Here is a 16,542-nt window from a genome sequence, read left to right on the forward strand (position 1 = left end):
GCGCGCATTGACCGCTATTCGCGTCCGGGGCAGACGAATGCCGACCATTCCGGCAGCTCGGCGGTCACTCTGGTCATCGCTGAGGACGCGCGCCGGGAATGCCTTCCGTTCGAGGTCAGGTCGGTGAGCGGCTCGACCTGCCGGCCGCCGAAATGCGTTCTCGATGCACAATTGTGATCGCCATATGAACGTCTTGTTAAGGCATTGAAATAAACGGATGAATGGCGCAGTCGCCGATTGTCATTTCGGTCGAAATCCGAGATGAAAGCCGACGCACCCTTGTCCGGTGTGCTCCATTCGAATAGGCTCCGAATCAACAAGCGGCAATGACGCCTTGTTAGTCCGCAGAATCCGAAGGAGACAACGGAAATGCAAGACATATGGCCGGTCCTCATCAATGTGGGCCTTGCAATTCTCATTCTCATCGTCACGTGGATCGTCGCATCGATCGTCAAATGGGCCATCGGCAAGCTCGTGGCCAAGATCCCGGCTCTGCAGAGAGACGGGCACAACGGTCAGCAGATCGGCCGCTCGGTCGGGCAGATCGCGGGACTCGTCATCTGGATCCTCGGTCTCATCGCGGTCCTCCAGCTGTTCGCCCTCGATCAGGTGCTCACGCCGCTGCAGGGACTGGCGAATGGAATCTTCGGGTTCCTTCCCAACATCATCGGCGCCGGTTTCATCTTCCTCATCGGCTATGTGTTCGCGAAGATCGCCAAGCAGCTCGTCGTCACCGCCCTTGGTGCCGTCGATCTCAGCCGACTGACCTCGAAGTTCAAGTCGATCGGCGACCGTGCGGTCAGCGTCGCCGATTCCGACGGGGGCTTCCGCCGTCCCGGTGGCACGTCGCAGCCGAACGCGAACCTCGACCAGCAGGGTGCGCCCATGGGCCAGGGCGGACCGGCGGGACCGGGGCAGCCCGGTGGTCAGCCGCCGCAGGGTCAGCCGATGCCGCCGCAGGGGCAGCCCGGCCAAGGCCATCCAGGTCAGGGTCACCCGGGTCAGCAGGGTTACGGTCAGCAGGGCCACACCGGTCAGCAGGGCTACGGCCAGCCGAACGCGCAGGCCGATGCGAACGCTCGGGTCGTCAACCTCGTCGGCAATCTCGTCTTCGGAATCATCATCATCGTCGTCTCGATCGCGGCGCTGCAGGTGCTCGGCATCGCAGCGATCTCCGATCCCGCCCAGCAGATGCTCGAGATGTTCCTCCAGGCGATCCCGCTCATCATCGCCGCGGCCATCCTGCTCACCATCGGCTGGGTGATCGCGAAGTTCCTCGGCAACCTGCTCGAGGAGATCCTCCGCGGTGTCGGCACCGACAAGGCGATCGACTCGATCGGCATCTTCCCCGCGGGCACGAGCGCGTCGTCGGTGATCACGAAGATCGTCCAAGTCGCCATCATGATCTTCTTCGCGATCATGGCCACGAGGATGCTCGGCTTCCCCGAGATCACCAACATCCTCAATGAGATCCTCGCGCTGGGCGGCAGCGTCCTCTTCGGCGCGGTGATCATCGCGGCCGGCTTCCTCATCGCGGCGCTCATCGGCAAGTTCATCACGAACAACCTCGCGAGCAAGGTGCTGCGCTACTCGGCGATCGCGCTCTTCATCGCGATGGGCCTGCGCTACATGGGCATCGCCGATTCGATCATCAACCTCGCGTTCGGTGCCGTCGTCATCGGCGGAGCCGCGGCCGCCGCACTCGCGTTCGGCCTCGGCGGTCGGGAGGCCGCTTCGCGACTGCTCGGCAAGGTCGAGGATGAAGCGGCCGATGTCGTCGAGTCCTCGGTCGGAGATCCGACCGGCGACCGCCTCGGCGGTGCGACCGGCCGCGCAACCGGTGCCGGTCCGGTCGGCGGCGGTGCGGCTCCCGGTGCCGGCCCCGGCGCGGGTTCGGTCGGTGACGGTCCGCGCGGCGACGGCCCCAGCCACAGCGACTGAGCCTGACCCGGCCCGAGCCGCTCGCCGCATTCTCCGCGGTGGCGGTTCGGCCGGGACAGAAGTCAGCGGCGCCGGTGTCCGAGAGCGATCTCGGGCACCGGCGCCGTCGCGTGTGGTGGCGGTCGCCAGGGTCGCCTCTCCGCCCGCACCAGTCGCCGTGCCGTCCCGCCGTGTCACCCGGCCATGTCGCGCCGATAGGCAGTGCCGCGCCGAGGGTGGCGAGGGCGAAAAGTCGATCTGCAGGCGAAAGATGCGGGGCGCTGAGATTCTGCGGGCCAGAAGGAGAACGGCGGGCGATCAGTCGTCCGCCGTTGTACTTTCGGCCGACACAAGCTGCGGCGCAGGTGTGTCGTCGCACCGATCGTGTTGCGAGATGCCGCGCCGCATGTGGCGTTGGCGAAAAGTCGATCTGCGGGCGAACGGTGCGGGGCGCTGAGATTCTGCGGGCCAAAAGCAGAACGGCGGGCGATCAGTCGTCCGCAGTTGTACTTTTGGCCGACACGGGCCGCGGTGCAGGTGTGTCGTCGCGGCGGCCGTGCGATGGGAGGCCGCGCCGCTCACACCACAACCGGCGGGGGCGTCACATCGGGATGGCGGCGACCGTGATGCCCATGACGACGAGGATGCCTGCGGAGACGGCTTCGATCCAGAAGTCGGTGCTGCGGCGCTGGAGGGCAGCGGCGGCGAATCCGGCGATGAGGGCGAGCAGGATCTGGTAGGCGAGCAGCAGCCCGACGACGATCGCGACGAGGAGCACGTAGTCGGTGCCCGCGGGGGAGGCGGGGACGAGCGTCGGCATGACGGCGAGGAAGAAGAGACCCGCCTTGGGATTCGACAGGGAGGAGAGCAGGCCGCGGCGGTAGGAGATGATCGAGGCGAGCTGGCCCCACGGGTGGGCGCCCTTGGCCGGGGCCACCTCGGCGACGAGGTCGTCGGCGACGATGTCATCGGTGGCCGCCGCGATCTCGCCGACCGGTCCCAGCGGGGCGGTGCCGCGCAGTTCGCGGCGGATCTTCAGCGCCTGCCGAGCGGCGAGGACGCCGAGGAAGCAGAGGTAGGCGCCGCCGACGATCTTGAGCACGAGGAGTGCCGAGGGGTAGGCGGTGAGCAGTGCGGAGATCCCGGTGAGCGCGGCGATCATCCAGATCGTCATGCCGGTCGCCGAACCGAGGGAGTAGATGAGCCCGGCCTTGCGGCGCAGTGCCGAGAGCCGCACGGTGAGGATCGTCTCGGGTCCGGGGGTGACCGCGAGAACGGTGGCGGCGCCGGCGATGGTGATGAGCTCAGGACCGGTCATGGGACTCCTGTCGGGGTGGTGGTGCACGTGCTGGCGGGGACGAACGAGCCGGATGCCGGCCGACAGCGACCGAGACACGGCGGGCGCGAATCACGCCGATGACCAGTCTGCCGCAGAAAAAGCGTTGCGAAAAGCAATCATTCTCAAACAATCATCAGGCGTCACCGAACGATCTCGGCTACCCTGGACGCATGTGGGATCTCCAGCGCCTGCGCGTGTGGCGGGCCGTCGTCGCGACCGGCTCGGTCGTCGCCGCCGCGCGCAGCCTCAACTACACCCCGGCCACCGTGAGCCAGCACATCACGACCCTGCAGAAGGCCGTCGGAGCCGAGCTCTACCGCCGGTCGGGACGCGGGATCGAGATCACCGAACTCGGGCGCCGCCTCGCCGAGGAGTCCTCCGACGTCTTCACCGGCCTCGGCCGCCTCGACGGCCTCGTCGAGAGCTTCAGCGCCGTCCACCGCCCGCGGATGCGGATCGCGGCGTTCACCTCGTTCAACGCCGTCCTTCTGCCCGACATCATCGGTCCCGTCGCCCTCGAGCACGAGGACCTGCGCTTCGACATCCAGCTCAACGAACCGGCGAAGGTCCGCCGCAGCCACTGCACGATCGAGATCCGCAACGAGGTCCCTCAGGACGAGGAGGGCAGCCTGCCGGGGATGTCGCGCACCGTGCTCTTCGACGACGACTACCGGGTCGTCGTCTCCGAACGCCACCCCTTCGCCGGCCGCGACTTCGTGCCCTTCAAGGAGCTCGCCGACGAACGCTGGGTCAACTACGACCTGTGGAACGGCCCGACGAGCCGCGTCGTCGATCTCGCGTGCGCCGCCGCCGGGTTCGAGCCGACGATGTTCGCCGCTTCCGAGGACGACTACGCCGCGCTCGCCCTCGTCGCCGCGAACCTCGCCGTGACCGTGCTGCCCCGTCTCTCGACCGAGCACCTGTCGCCCGGCCTCGTCGCCGTCGACCTCACCGACCCGACCCCCGTGCGCCGCGTCGTCATGCATGTCCGTGACCGTGAAGCCCACCTCCCGCACGTGCGGGCCTTCGCCTCCGCCGCCGAGGCGGTCGCCGCCGACCGCTTCCCCTGAGCTGCTCACCCCGGACATCGCACCCCGAACGACGTCCAGAGGTAGATCCCGCTCGACTTCGCGGCGAAAATCGAGCGGGATCCGCCTCCGGGAGGCAATTCGCGCGGCCGCACCCCGGCACTGACCTGCCTCCGCAGTCGCGCTCTCCCTCACAGTCGGCTGAGACCTCCTGAGAGTCCGGTGGGATAGGCTGTGCGCGTGAGTTCTGAAATCGAGATCGGCAAAGGCAAGCGCGGTCGTCGGGGCTATTCGCTCGACGACATCGCCATCATCCCCGCACGTCGCACCCGCGATCCCGAGGATGTCTCCCTGTCCTGGCAGATCGACGCCTACCATTTCGAGCTGCCGTTCATCGGCGCGCCGATGGACTCGGCGATGTCGCCAGACACCGCCATCGCGCTCGGCCGCCTCGGCGGTCTCGGCGTCCTCGACCTCGAGGGCCTGTGGACCCGGTACGAGGACCCCGCCCCGCTGCTCGCCGAGATCGCCCAGCTGCCCTCGGACATGGCGACGTCCCGGATGCAGGAGCTCTACTCCGCGCCCATCCAGGCCGAACTCATCACCGCGCGTCTCGCGGAGATCCGCGACGCCGGGGTCACCGTCGCCGGTGCCCTGACCCCGCAGCGCACGCAGCAGTTCTACAAGACCGTCGTCGATGCCGGTGTCGACATCTTCGTCATCCGCGGCACGACCGTCTCGGCCGAACACGTCTCGAGCCAGGCCGAGCCGCTCAACCTCAAGCAGTTCATCTACGAACTCGACGTCCCCGTCATCGTCGGCGGGGCCGCCACCTACACCGCCGCCCTCCACCTCATGCGCACGGGTGCCGCCGGCGTCCTCGTCGGCTTCGGCGGGGGAGCGGCGGCGACGACGCGGCGCACGCTGGGCATCCACGCCCCGATGGCCACCGCGATCGCCGATGTCCACGCCGCCCGCCGCGACTACATGGACGAATCCGGCGGCCGCTACGTCCACGTCATCGCCGACGGCGGTCTGGGCACGAGCGGTGAGATCGTCAAGGCCTTCGGCGTCGGCGCCGACGCCGTGATGCTCGGCACTGCGCTCGCCCGCGCCACGGAGGCCCCCGGCCGCGGCATGCACTGGGGCGCCGAGGCCCACCATCCCGAGCTGCCGCGCGGCCACCGCGTCGAACTCGGCACGGTCGGCAGCCTCGAACAGGTCCTCTTCGGTCCCGGTCGCACTGCGATCGGCGAACTCAACCTCGCCGGTGCGCTGCGCCGGGCGCTCGCCACGACCGGGTACGTCGACCTCAAGGAGTTCCAGCGCGTCGACGTCACCGTGTCCCCGTACCAGCCTGGATCGGTGGTCTGATCTGTTCCGTCTGGCACTGACTCCCAAATGGCTGGGGTCCCTGGTCTTCGTCCTCGTGCTCGTCAGCTGCTTCGTCGGACTGTCGGCATGGCAGGTCGACCGTGCCCAGCACAAGAACGAGGTCGTGTCCTCGACCGATGTCGACGAGACGAAGGACTTCAACGAGCTGATGGGCGCCCAGGCCCCGATGCCGGGCATCCTCGCCGATCAGCGGGTCAGTCTCACCGGCCGCTGGCTGCCCGACGACCAGGTCGTCGTTCCCGGCCGGATCAACGACGGGGAAGAGGGGTACTGGGTCGTCACGATGTTCGCCCCCGATGACGCCCGCCTCGGCGAGGGAGCCGTCGCGGACACGACCGGCAAGACGATCGCCATCCCCGTCCTCCGCGGCTTCACCACCGACGAGGCGACGGCGATGAACTCACGGGCGCTCGAGGGCCCGGTGTCGCTCGTGGCGCGCATCGGTCCCGTCGAAGGGCCCGAACCCGGCACCGACCTGCCGCCAGGGCAGGTGAAGACGGTCTCGACCTCGCAGCTCATCAACCTCTTCCCCGACCTGCTCACGTACTCCGGCTTCCTCATGCCCGAGTCCGCCACCGGCGCGGCCGCCTCGGTGGGCACCGGGGGACTGACCCAGGTCGACACGACGACGACCCGCGACGAGGGCGGCTTCAACCTGCAGTCGGCGGTCTACGCCATCGAATGGCTGATCTTCGCCGGCATGGCCCTCTACATGTGGTGGCAGCTGCTGCGCGACGACTACGTCAGGACCCGCCTCGGCGAGGCCGGGGGCAACGGGAAGGACCCGTCCACCGGCGGCGACTACGTCATCGTCAAACCTGCCGGCCAGGCGCGGATCGACCCCGAGGTGATGTCCGGGCTGACCGGACTGCCCGCCCACCGGCACGGCGGGGCGAAACCGCGCAGAGCCGACAGCCAGACCCAGCCCTCCCCGACTGCCAGCACCACGACCGAAGGACCCGAAGCGTGAGCGACCACCCCGAGAACCTCGATTCCCGCCCCGAGGTCGACGAGTCGAACCTGTGGAGCGTCAAGCGCTTCACCTCGGCGCGCAATGCCCTGAAGTTCTATCGCGTCATGGCGATCATCACCGGCACGATGCTCATGATCCTCACGGTCGAGATGATCTACAAGTACCTCATCGCCCCGGACCCGTCGACGGCGCTGATGTTCGGTGACTTCAATCTCGCCGCGGCGATCGCGATCAGCCACGGCTGGTGCTACGTCGTCTACCTCATCGGCTGCTTCTGGCTCAATCAGCAGATGCGCTGGAGCCTCGGCCGCTACCTCATCCTCGCCCTCGCCGGCGTCGTTCCGGTGATGTCGTTCATCCTCGAGCGCCGCATCCACCGTCAGGTCGAAGCTGAGCTCGCCGCCGCGGTCGTCGTCGCTCCCAGGAGCTGAGGACCCTCGCCGAGGCGGTCGCTGAGTTCCGTCCGGAGCCGGCGATCCGGCGCGTCCTGCCGTTGATTAGACTTGGGGGCATGACGAACCCCCAGAGCACACAGGTGCCTCCTGTTCTCGTGGTCGATTTCGGCGCGCAGTACGCGCAGCTCATCGCCCGCCGGATCCGTGAGGCGGGACTGTATTCCGAGATCATCGCCCATGACGCCCCGGCGGCCGAGTTCGCGGCCAAGAACCCCGTGGCCATCGTGCTCTCCGGCGGACCCTCGAGCGTCAACGACGAGGCGGCGCCGCCCTTCGACGAGGCGGTCTTCGACCTCGGCGTCCCGACGATGGGCATCTGCTACGGGTTCCAGCTCATGTCGACGAGCCTCGGCGGTCGCGTCGCGAAGACCGACAAGCGCGAGTACGGCTCGACTCCGGTCGCCGTCGCCGACCAGGGGGCACTGCTCGCCGAGACCCCCGATGCCTACACCGTGTGGATGTCCCACGGGGACTCCGTCGCCGAGGCGCCCGCGGACTTCACTGTCCTCGCCTCGACTCCCGACACCCCGGTCGCGGCGTTCGAGCACCCCGAACGGAAGTTCGCCGGCGTCCAGTGGCACCCTGAGGTCCTCCATTCCGAGAACGGGCAGAAGATCCTCGAGAACTTCCTCTACCGGGTCGCCGGTCTTGAGGCCGACTGGACGAACGAGTCCGTCATCGACGAACAGGTCGACCTCATCCGCCAGCAGGTCGGGGACAAGCAGGTCATCTGCGCGCTCTCCGGCGGCGTCGACTCCTCGGTCGCGGCCGCCCTCGTCCACAAGGCGATCGGCGATCAGCTCACCTGCGTCTTCGTCGACCACGGGCTGCTGCGCGAAGGCGAACGGGAACAGGTCGAGAACGACTACGTCAACTCGATCGGCGTCCGCCTCGTCACCGTCGACGCCCGTGAGCGGTTTATGAAGGAGCTCGCCGGGGTGACCGACCCGGAGGAGAAGCGCAAGATCATCGGGCGCGAATTCATCCGCACCTTCGAGACCGCCGCCGCCGACCTCGTCCTCGAGGCCAAGGACGAAGGCGAGGAGATCGGCTTCCTCGTCCAGGGCACCCTCTATCCCGACGTCGTCGAATCCGGCGGCGGGTCGGGCACCGCGAACATCAAGAGCCACCACAACGTCGGCGGGCTGCCCGAGGACATCCAGTTCCAGCTCATCGAACCCCTGCGCGCCCTGTTCAAGGACGAGGTGCGCGCGATCGGCCGTGAACTCGGCGTGCCCGAGGCTATCGTCTCCCGTCAGCCCTTCCCGGGCCCGGGCCTCGGCATCCGCATCATCGGCGAGGTCACCGAGGAGCGCCTGGCGATCCTCCGCCGGGCCGACGCGATCGCCCGTGAGGAGCTGACGAAGGCCGGCCTCGACGGTGAGATCTGGCAGTGCCCGGTCGTCCTCCTCGCCGATGTCCGCTCCGTCGGCGTCCAGGGTGACGGCCGCACGTACGGCCACCCCGTCGTCCTCCGACCGGTCTCGAGCGAGGATGCGATGACCGCCGACTGGACGCGGATCCCCTACGACACGCTCTCGGTGATCTCGAACCGGATCACCAACGAGGTCGATGACATCAACCGCGTCGTCCTCGACGTCACCTCGAAGCCTCCGGGCACGATCGAATGGGAGTGAGCGCCGCTCGTGTGCGGTGACCTCGGGCGTCCGCGGGTGCCGCGACCGGTGCCGAGTCGGGCGCTGGGTCGGGTGCCGCGTCGGGCCCTGGGTCGGGCGCTGGGTCGAGCCCTGCCAAGAAGCGGGGCACGATCTGTGCCCCGCCGACAACTCCTGAACGGTGTTCAGCTACAGTGGGGTCAGCCCGGGTGAGGCCCGGGACGACCCGACCGTTGGAGAACCCATGACCCACGCAGACAGCACCGCCGCCTCGGCGGGCACCGCTTCGCTCAAGACCCCGAGCCGGGCCGGCGACATCGCGCTCATCGCGGTCTTCGCCGCCCTGCTCGCGGCGTTCGCGATGCTGCCCCCGATCCCCGTCGGCCCGGTGGGCGTGCCGATCACCCTGCAGACCTTCGCTGTGGCGCTGTGCGGCCTCGTCCTCGGCCCGTGGCGCGGGGCCGCCGCCGTCGGGCTCTACGTCGTCCTCGGATTGCTCGGACTGCCGATCTTCTCGGGGATGCGCGGCGGCATCGCCGTCCTCGCCGGCCCGAGCGCCGGCTACATCATCTCCTTCACCCTCTACGCCCTGGCCGCCGGATTCGTCGCCCGTTGGGCGCTGCGCCGCTATCGGGGCGCGGCCCTGTGGGTCGCGATGTTCCTCGGCTCCCTCGGCGCGAGCTTCCTGCTCAACCACCCGCTCGGCATCCTCGGCATGTCGATCAACGGCGACCTCCCGCTCGGCGTCGCCTTCGCTGCGGACCTCATCTACTGGCCCGGTGACATCATCAAGAACATCCTCGCGGTGTCCGTGGCCCTGCTCATCCACCGGGCCTTCCCCGACATCCTCCGCCGCCGAGGCGTCCGCCCCCAGATCCCGGACGCCGAGTGATCTTCCGCCGCCGCCCATCATCGAACGCCCCATCGACCGCCGAGGCGGTGCCCGGGTCCGCAGCCGACCCCGAGGCGGTGCCCGGGTCCGCCGCAGACCCCGGGGCCGCCTCGGTGTCGGCCGGATCCACCCCTGCCCGGGCGAGGGACCACCGGGAGATCTCCCTGTCCGGGGTGACGGTCGGCGTCGTCGACGACACTCCCACAGGCGATGCCTTCCGGCCGATCCTCACCGACATCGACCTGCGGCTCACCGAGCCCGCGGTCGCCGTCATCGGGGCGAACGGATCGGGCAAGTCGACGCTGCTCCAGCTGCTCAACGGACTCGTCACCGCCAACGCCGGACAGGTCCTCATCGACGGCATCGATCCCGCCCGGCAGCCCGCCGAGGTGCGCTCTCACGTCGGCTTCGTCTTCACTGACCCGGCCGCACAGCTCGTCATGCCGACCCCACTCGAGGACATCGAACTCTCCCTGCGCCGCCGCGTGCCCAAACGCGAACGCCGGGCGGCGGCCCTCGCCGTGCTCGACGAACTCGGGATCGCCGACCTCGCCGACCGCAGCGTCTATGAGCTCTCCGGCGGGCAGCGGCAGCTCGTCGCCCTCGCCGCCGTCCTCGCCGTCGACCCGCAGATCCTCGTCCTCGACGAACCGACGACCCTGCTCGACCTGCGCAACCGGGAGCGGCTGCGCGCACGGCTGAACGACCTCGTGGCCCGACGCGGCGTCCGCATCATCGTCTCCACACACGACCTCGAGTTCGCCGGGATCGCCGACCGCGCCATCGTCGTCGAGGCCGGGCGCATCGCCCACGACGGCACCCCCACCGAGGCGGTCGCGGCCTACCGGGAGATCGTCATGAGCGAGACCCATGACTGAGTCAGGGCAGAACCAAGCAGGGCAGACCCAGGCAGCGCAGACCCAAGCCGGGCAGACCCAAGCAGGGCAGACCCAGGCAGCGCAGACCCAAGCCGGCCAGGCACGAAGCGCGGGCCGGTCGCGGGCCGGGGTCCGGCGTCGCCCTCAGTTCTTCGGAACGGTGAGCAGGCAACGGGGCTGGCTGCACGGGGTGCCGACGGGGTGGAAGCTCGCGGCAATCGCCGTCATCGGTCTTGTCGCCCTGATCTTCCGCGACCCGATCATCAACTGGTCGATCTTCGCCGTCCTTGTCCTCGTCGGCTTCAGCGCCCGCCTGCCCGTCCGACGGTTCGCCCTGACCTGGGCGTATGCGGCGGTTCTCGTCGTCATCGTCATGGTCCTCCAGGTCTTCTTCGGAACCCTGCAGGCCGGTCTGGCCGTGGCCGGCACCGTCTTCGCCTGCGTCCAGGCGGCACTGCTGCTCACTCTGACGACGACCGTCGGCCAGCTCCTCGACGCGTTCGCGGCGATCGTCTCCCCGCTGCGCCGCCTCGGCGTCGACACCGAGGTCATCGCCCTGACCGCCGGACTCATGGTCCGCGCGATCTCGCACATCTCGGGGCTGCTGACCGACGCCGACCGGGCCGCCCGCGCCCGTGGGCTCGAGACGAGCCTCAGGGCTCGGGTCGTGCCCGCGATCCTCCGATCGGTGAAGTACGCGCAGGACACGGGGCGCGCCCTCGACGCCCGCGGCATCGTCGACTGATCGCCAGCAGAGATGCCCACCCCGATGACCCGATCTCCGGAGTACCGTCGGAGACAGCGGGGCGAGTGACCCCGCACAGAGGGGAGATGCTCATGAAGAACCACACCGGCACCGTCCTGCTGGCCATGGACTTCCAGAACGGCATCGCCGGGCCCTTCGCCGAGGCTGACGTCGTCGCCCGCACGAAGGACGCGATCGCCCACGCCAGGCAGGTCGGCATCCCCGTCGTCTGGGTGCACGTGGCGCTGCGACCCGGTTATCCCGAGCTGCCCGAGACCTCACCGTTCATGCGCATCGCCTCCCACGGCGACCTGTCCGAGGAGAGCGAGGCGACGCAGATCCTCGATGTCATGGGGCGCCGGGACGATGAGCTGCTCGTGACGAAGCGCCGCGTCGGGGCGTTCAGCGGCAGCGACCTCGCCGAGGTGCTCCGGGGCCTCGGGGCCACCGAGCTCGTGCTCGCCGGGATCGCCACCCGCGGCGTCGTCCTCGCCACGATGCGGCAGGCCGCCGACCTCGACTATCCCGTGACGATCCTCGCCGATGCCTGCGCCGACCGCGACGAGGAGGTCCACCGAGTCCTCATCGAGAAGGTGCTGCCCTGGCAGGCCGATGTCGTCACCGTCGCCGAGTGGGTCGGGAAGTAACGCCCCAGCCATCGAGACGGACACTTCGCGTCGAGACCGGCACTGACAACTGTCGGTCTCGACGCGAAGTGTCCGTCTCGATTTCAGGGAGGCCCAAGCTGCGGCCCATGACCTGCGGGTTGAGCCGCCGCGAGCACGCGAATCCGTGTGTGCGTGGTCCTGTTACGGTGGAAGCGGACCGCAACCGAAGAGAGGATCGCATGCCCCTGGTCATCATCGCCGCTCTGCTCTTCTCCGTCATCAGCGTCGGCCGCAACGGACAGAGCGTGCCCGAGACCGCGAGCGCATTGTCATCCGTCCAGGTCATCGCCGCAATCCTCGCTGGTGCGGGACTGTGGGTGAGCCTGCGGCGGAAGGTTCGAGCAGTCCCGGCCGACCGGTTCGCGCTCCTCGGGGCTCTCGTCTATCTCGTCGTCATGATGACCCTCAGCAGCGGCATCGTCTCGCCGATCGCGATCTACGCCACTGCGCTGCCCCTCTCGTTCTATGTCGCGTGGCTGGTCACCCGTGCGCAGGGCGCGAACGCTGACGGCACGGAGTGAGCCGCAGCCGGGTGCGTTGGCCGGGTGCGCAGCCTGCCACCGGCACTGGCGGCTCGATCGTCAGCGGGTCGTGGTGCCTTCCGCACCCGCCCAGGCGAGGACGTTGAAGCTGCGGCCCATGACCTGCGGGGTGGGATTCTCGATTGCGCGGGAATAGTGGCCGACGAGCTGGGAGCACACGCTCTTCCACGACCGAGACAGCACCTGCTGGCGTCCGGCGACGCCGAAGGCCCGGCGCTTGGCCTCGTCGCCGAGGAGATCGACGACGTGCTGACGCATTGCGGCGAGGTCCTTCGGTGCATACAGCCACCCGGTGTGCGAGGAGTCGACGAGATCGAGGGGACCGCCGCGGGCCGGGGCGATGACCGGCACTTCGGAGGCCATGGCCTCCTGGATCGTCTGGCAGAACGTCTCGAGCTCACCGGGAGCGACCATGAGGTCGAAGCTCGCGACCGCCTGAGCGAGGGCGTCCCCGCCGAGGAAGCCCGCGAAGTGGGCGTTCGGCAGCAGACGCTCGAGCTTCGACCGCCACGGACCGTCGCCGACGATGACGAGCTTGGCATGGGGCACATCGGCGAGCACGCTGAGGTCCTCGACCTGCTTCTCCGCGGCGAGCCGACCGACGAAGCCGATGATCCGCTCCCCGTTCGGAGCCACCGAGCGCCGCCACTGCTCGGAGCGGTGGCTGGGGTCGAAGCGGCTCGAGTCGACTCCGCGGGCCCAGTGATCGACCTCGGCGACGCCGAGACCCTGGAGCTGCGCGATCGTGTACGACGAGGGCGCGAGGGTGAGGGAGGCGTGCTGGTGGATGTTGCGCACGTGGGTCCACAGCATCGCCTCGATGCCGTGCATCCCGTAGCGCGCGGCATAGGCGGGCACCTCGGTCTGGTAGATCGCCACGGTCGGCAGGTCGAGGCTCTGCGCGGCGAGCACCCCGCGCCACCCGAGGACGAAGGGACTGGCGAGATGGACGACATCGGGGGAGAACTTCTCGAGCAGACGCCGGATCCGGGTGACGCCGCCGGGAGCGACGCGGATGCGCCGGTACTTCGGCAGGGCGATCGAGGGGACGCGCACGATCCTCGCCCCCGACACCTCTTTGGGGCCGTCGCGGCGAGTGCCCGGGGCGATGACGAGGACCTCGTCGCCGCGATCGGACAGATGCTCGAGGACCCGCAGGAGTGAGTGGGTGACCCCGTTCATGTTGGGGAGGAAGGATTCTGCAATGATCGCTACTCTCACAGCACTCAGTCCACGCCGCCAGAGTGAAGACACGGCGACGGACAGGCGACGTGTCGGCGACCACTGTCGGAAATCGGCCCGGCCAGGTGACCGGGGGTCGACGCGTTCGCGACGAGGGTGAACCCTGCGTAAACTTGAACCGCCGAGGCGGTCGCCGGCACCTCGGCCGACTGCACGTGAGAGGAGCCCGGGTGTTCTGGACCATCGTCACCGCCGGTGCGGTCTCGGTTCTCGTCGTCGCCGCGGTCATGCTCATCATCCTCCGGTTCAACCAGCTCTCGATGGCCCGCTCCCTCTGCGACGAGGCGAAACGGCAGCTCGTCGTCGAACTCCGCGCCCGGCATGCCCTCGTCCCGGCCTACCTCGGCACCCTCCAGCAGGTGACGACGCGTGATCTCTCCCCGCTCGAACTCGCGCTCGCCTCCGCCGAACGCGCGCCGTTCGGCCCTCGGGGAGCGGCCGCGGAGAACGCCCTGACGGCGGAGATCAACGATGCCGCGGCTCTCCCGGGACGCCGCGCCGAGGCGACCGGCGGACCCGACGCCTCGACGGGGATGCGCGACGAACTCGACATGACCGTCCAGCTGCTCCACGGTCAGCTCAGCGTCCTCTCCGAGCGCATCATCGCTGTCTCCCGGCTCTACAACGCCAACGTCGACCGCTACCACCACCAGCGCCGGCGCACTCTCTCGCGCCTCTTCGGCCGGGTCTTCACCCCGCGCGAGCACTTCACCGAGGCGGTCGCGGACACGACCGTTCCCCACGGAACGGACACGACCGTGCCCCGCGGAACCGGCGCGACCGCCTCGGCGCGCGATGCCGACAGCGCCGACCAGGGACCGGAGCGGGGAGTGGTCGAGGCGTGACCCGTTTCCGCCTCGACCTCGGCTACCGGGGCACGGACTTCCACGGCTGGGCGAAGCAGCCGGGCCAGCGCACCGTGCAGGGCAGCCTTGAGGACGGGCTCGCCCGGGTCACCGGCACCGAGGTGGCCACCGTCGTCGCCGGCCGCACCGACGCCGGTGTCCACGCCCAGCGGCAGGTCGTCCACATCGACGTCGACGAGGCCGGACTGGCCAAGCTCATCGGACGATCGGCCCGGTCGCCGGAGCAGGCCCTGCTCTCCCGCCTGCGCGGTGTGCTCACCGTCGACGGCTCCGACGACCTCGTCATCCACGCCGTGACCGAGGTGCCCGCCGACTTCGACGCCCGCTTCTCCGCACTGTGGCGCTCCTACCAGTACCGTCTGGCCGACCACCGGTCGTTCCTCGACCCGTTGCTCACCGCGATGACGCCCCGGCACAAGGGGGAGCTCGACGCCGAGGCGATGGCCGAGGCCGCGCATGAGGCCCGCGGGCTCCACGACTTCCTCCCCTTCTGCAAGCCGCGGGACGGGGCGACGACGATCCGCACCCTCCACGACCTCGACGTCGCCCGCGACCAGGACGCCGTCATCACGATCGACCTCCGCGCCGACGCGTTCTGCCATCACATGGTCCGCGCGCTCGTCGGCGGGCTCATCCGCGTCGGGTCGGGGGCGTGGCCGGTGACCCGGCCCGCGGAGCTCCTCGCCGAGGCGGACGCCGGGATCACCGCGACCGGACCCATGCACGTCACCCCGGCCCACGGTCTCGTCCTCACCGGGGTGGGCTACCCGGATCCGGCCGACTACGCGGCCCGGGCCGCGCAGACGATGGCCCGCCGCGACCTCGGCTGAGCAGGGGACGGCTCGACTGCGGATCACATTGCCGACGGCACCGCACCGACGGCACCGTGGCGACGCGCCCGTCGGCCGCCTCGTCGCCGAGTCTGACCGCCCCCTGGGAAAACAATCCGTCTTGATGACCTGTCATTGACCCTCCACTACAGGGATGGTGGAGTTCTCAGTACCCCACCGACCCCGATGGGGCGTTCCATCCCCACCTTCGCGGCTGACCGAGCCGCGTGGAGAAAGCAGGTGCGTGCCATGTCCGAAACCAATATCATTCTCCTCACCTGGTACAACTCAGGATCCGCCTATGAGGCCTTCAGCAAGTTCCGCGACCTCGACTCCGAGGCGCTCTCGATCGTCGCCTCGGCGGTCGTCGAACGCAATGACAAGGGCCAGCTGCGGGTCACCGACGGCCAGGACAACGACCTCGGCCTCTCGACGCTCGGCGGAGGCGGCATCGGCGCGCTCATCGGCGTCCTCGGCGGACCGCTCGGGATGCTCCTCGGCTTCGCCGCCGGTGCGCTCATCGGCTCGACGGTCGACGCGGAGCGCTCCTTCGACGCCGAGGACGCGCTCTCCGTGTTCAGTGCGGCTCTGCCGGCGGGGAAGACCGGTGTGATCGCCGAGGTCGTCGAATCCGATCCCACCGTCCTCGACGACTTCGCGAAGTCGACCGGTGCGTCCCTGCTGCGCCGTCCCGAGGACGACGTGCTCGCCGAGGTCGCCGCGGCCGAAGACGCCGCCAACGCCGCCGCCGAAGCCGCGCGTCAGAAGGTCAAGGAGGAGAAGAAGGCCGAACGCAAGGAGAAGCGCCAGGAGCGCATCGACAAGATCAAGGCGAAGCTCTGAGTCCGACTTGCCCTGAGTCCGGCTCGGACTGAGCTGAACTCATGGTGAGTCCGGCTCGGACTGAGCCCGGCTCGGACCGAACCCGGCTCGGACTGAGCGGAGACGGCGGCGCACGGCCCGGACGACGGGTCGTGCGCCGCTCGTCGTGCCCAGGACGGCGGCCCGACAATGTGGTTTCCGACTGCTGTCCTTGTCGTCATCGCTCGCGATTTTGAGAGGAATCCTCTTCCCAGGTGTGAGAATCCTGTGTAGATTCACGTACACGTCACTCATCGTTCGCTTCGCTGCGACACGATGATCACGCTCGTTC

Annotated in this window: 16 protein-coding genes; 14 read left to right on the top strand and 2 right to left on the bottom strand. The window is 69.1% G+C overall.

The features are described from left to right. Positions 1–369: 369 nt before the first annotated feature. On the top strand, positions 370–1,941 hold the full coding sequence (locus FJ887_RS03650) for a mechanosensitive ion channel (RefSeq protein ID WP_137825645.1): 1,572 nt from the start codon (positions 370–372) through the stop codon (positions 1,939–1,941). A gap of 580 nt (positions 1,942–2,521) precedes the next feature. On the opposite strand, the gene FJ887_RS03655 is transcribed toward FJ887_RS03650, so the two are convergent. Continuing rightward, on the bottom strand, positions 2,522–3,238 hold the full coding sequence (locus tag FJ887_RS03655) for a LysE family translocator (RefSeq protein WP_137825644.1): 717 nt from the start codon (positions 3,236–3,238) through the stop codon (positions 2,522–2,524). A gap of 191 nt (positions 3,239–3,429) precedes the next feature. Between FJ887_RS03655 and FJ887_RS03660 the strand changes: the two genes are divergently transcribed. From FJ887_RS03660 to FJ887_RS03705, 10 genes are all read left to right on the top strand, one after another. Continuing rightward, complete coding sequence (locus FJ887_RS03660; protein ID WP_137825643.1) at positions 3,430–4,329, top strand: LysR family transcriptional regulator; 900 nt, start codon at positions 3,430–3,432, stop codon at positions 4,327–4,329. A gap of 198 nt (positions 4,330–4,527) precedes the next feature. After that, positions 4,528–5,661 (top strand): GuaB3 family IMP dehydrogenase-related protein, encoded by a 1,134-nt coding sequence (locus FJ887_RS03665; protein WP_137825642.1) that lies wholly within the window; start codon positions 4,528–4,530, stop codon positions 5,659–5,661. Between the two features lie 55 nt (positions 5,662–5,716). Continuing rightward, entirely contained in the window at positions 5,717–6,652 is a 936-nt protein-coding gene (locus tag FJ887_RS03670; protein ID WP_249356771.1) for an SURF1 family protein, read from the top strand. After that, positions 6,649–7,086 carry a DUF3817 domain-containing protein gene (locus tag FJ887_RS03675; RefSeq protein ID WP_137825641.1) on the top strand — a complete coding sequence of 146 codons (438 nt, stop codon included), beginning with the start codon at positions 6,649–6,651 and terminating at the stop codon, positions 7,084–7,086. Before FJ887_RS03670 ends, FJ887_RS03675 begins: the two co-directional genes overlap by 4 nt. 80 nt (positions 7,087–7,166) lie before the next feature. Further along, positions 7,167–8,747: a glutamine-hydrolyzing GMP synthase gene (gene guaA, locus FJ887_RS03680; RefSeq protein ID WP_137825640.1), complete on the top strand. Its 1,581-nt coding sequence runs from the start codon at positions 7,167–7,169 to the stop codon at positions 8,745–8,747. Positions 8,748–8,970: 223 nt separating this feature from the next. Next, on the top strand, positions 8,971–9,618 hold the full coding sequence (locus FJ887_RS03685) for a biotin transporter BioY (protein ID WP_137825639.1): 648 nt from the start codon (positions 8,971–8,973) through the stop codon (positions 9,616–9,618). Beyond that, positions 9,615–10,496 carry an energy-coupling factor ABC transporter ATP-binding protein gene (locus FJ887_RS03690; RefSeq protein ID WP_376904000.1) on the top strand — a complete coding sequence of 294 codons (882 nt, stop codon included), beginning with the start codon at positions 9,615–9,617 and terminating at the stop codon, positions 10,494–10,496. The genes FJ887_RS03685 and FJ887_RS03690 overlap by 4 nt, the downstream gene beginning before the upstream one ends. Before the next feature lie 160 nt (positions 10,497–10,656). Further along, positions 10,657–11,241, top strand: coding sequence for a CbiQ family ECF transporter T component (locus FJ887_RS03695; RefSeq protein ID WP_249356770.1), 585 nt, complete (start codon positions 10,657–10,659; stop codon positions 11,239–11,241). Positions 11,242–11,333: 92 nt separating this feature from the next. Then, complete coding sequence (locus tag FJ887_RS03700; protein ID WP_137825637.1) at positions 11,334–11,888, top strand: cysteine hydrolase family protein; 555 nt, start codon at positions 11,334–11,336, stop codon at positions 11,886–11,888. Positions 11,889–12,088: 200 nt separating this feature from the next. Then, positions 12,089–12,430, top strand: coding sequence for a hypothetical protein (locus FJ887_RS03705; protein WP_137825636.1), 342 nt, complete (start codon positions 12,089–12,091; stop codon positions 12,428–12,430). Between the two features lie 60 nt (positions 12,431–12,490). Here FJ887_RS03705 and FJ887_RS03710 read toward each other — a convergent pair whose 3' ends face one another. After that, a complete protein-coding gene (locus FJ887_RS03710; protein ID WP_502799898.1) occupies positions 12,491–13,672 on the bottom strand; it encodes a glycosyltransferase family 4 protein in 1,182 nt (393 codons plus the stop codon). A 191-nt stretch (positions 13,673–13,863) separates the two neighbouring features. Between FJ887_RS03710 and FJ887_RS03715 the strand changes: the two genes are divergently transcribed. The 3 genes from FJ887_RS03715 to FJ887_RS03725 all read left to right on the top strand — a co-directional run bounded on the left by FJ887_RS03715 (position 13,864) and on the right by FJ887_RS03725 (position 16,232). Next, positions 13,864–14,538: a LemA family protein gene (locus FJ887_RS03715; protein ID WP_137825634.1), complete on the top strand. Its 675-nt coding sequence runs from the start codon at positions 13,864–13,866 to the stop codon at positions 14,536–14,538. Beyond that, entirely contained in the window at positions 14,535–15,389 is an 855-nt protein-coding gene (gene truA / locus FJ887_RS03720; protein WP_137825633.1) for a tRNA pseudouridine(38-40) synthase TruA, read from the top strand. The genes FJ887_RS03715 and truA overlap by 4 nt, the downstream gene beginning before the upstream one ends. Before the next feature lie 249 nt (positions 15,390–15,638). Continuing rightward, positions 15,639–16,232, top strand: a complete 594-nt coding sequence (locus FJ887_RS03725; RefSeq protein WP_140954800.1) for a DUF1269 domain-containing protein — start codon at positions 15,639–15,641, stop codon at positions 16,230–16,232. Positions 16,233–16,542: the final 310 nt, after the last annotated feature.

Source organism: Brevibacterium sp. XM4083 (assembly GCF_006489205.2).
Taxonomy (GTDB): Bacteria; Actinomycetota; Actinomycetes; order Actinomycetales; family Brevibacteriaceae; genus Brevibacterium.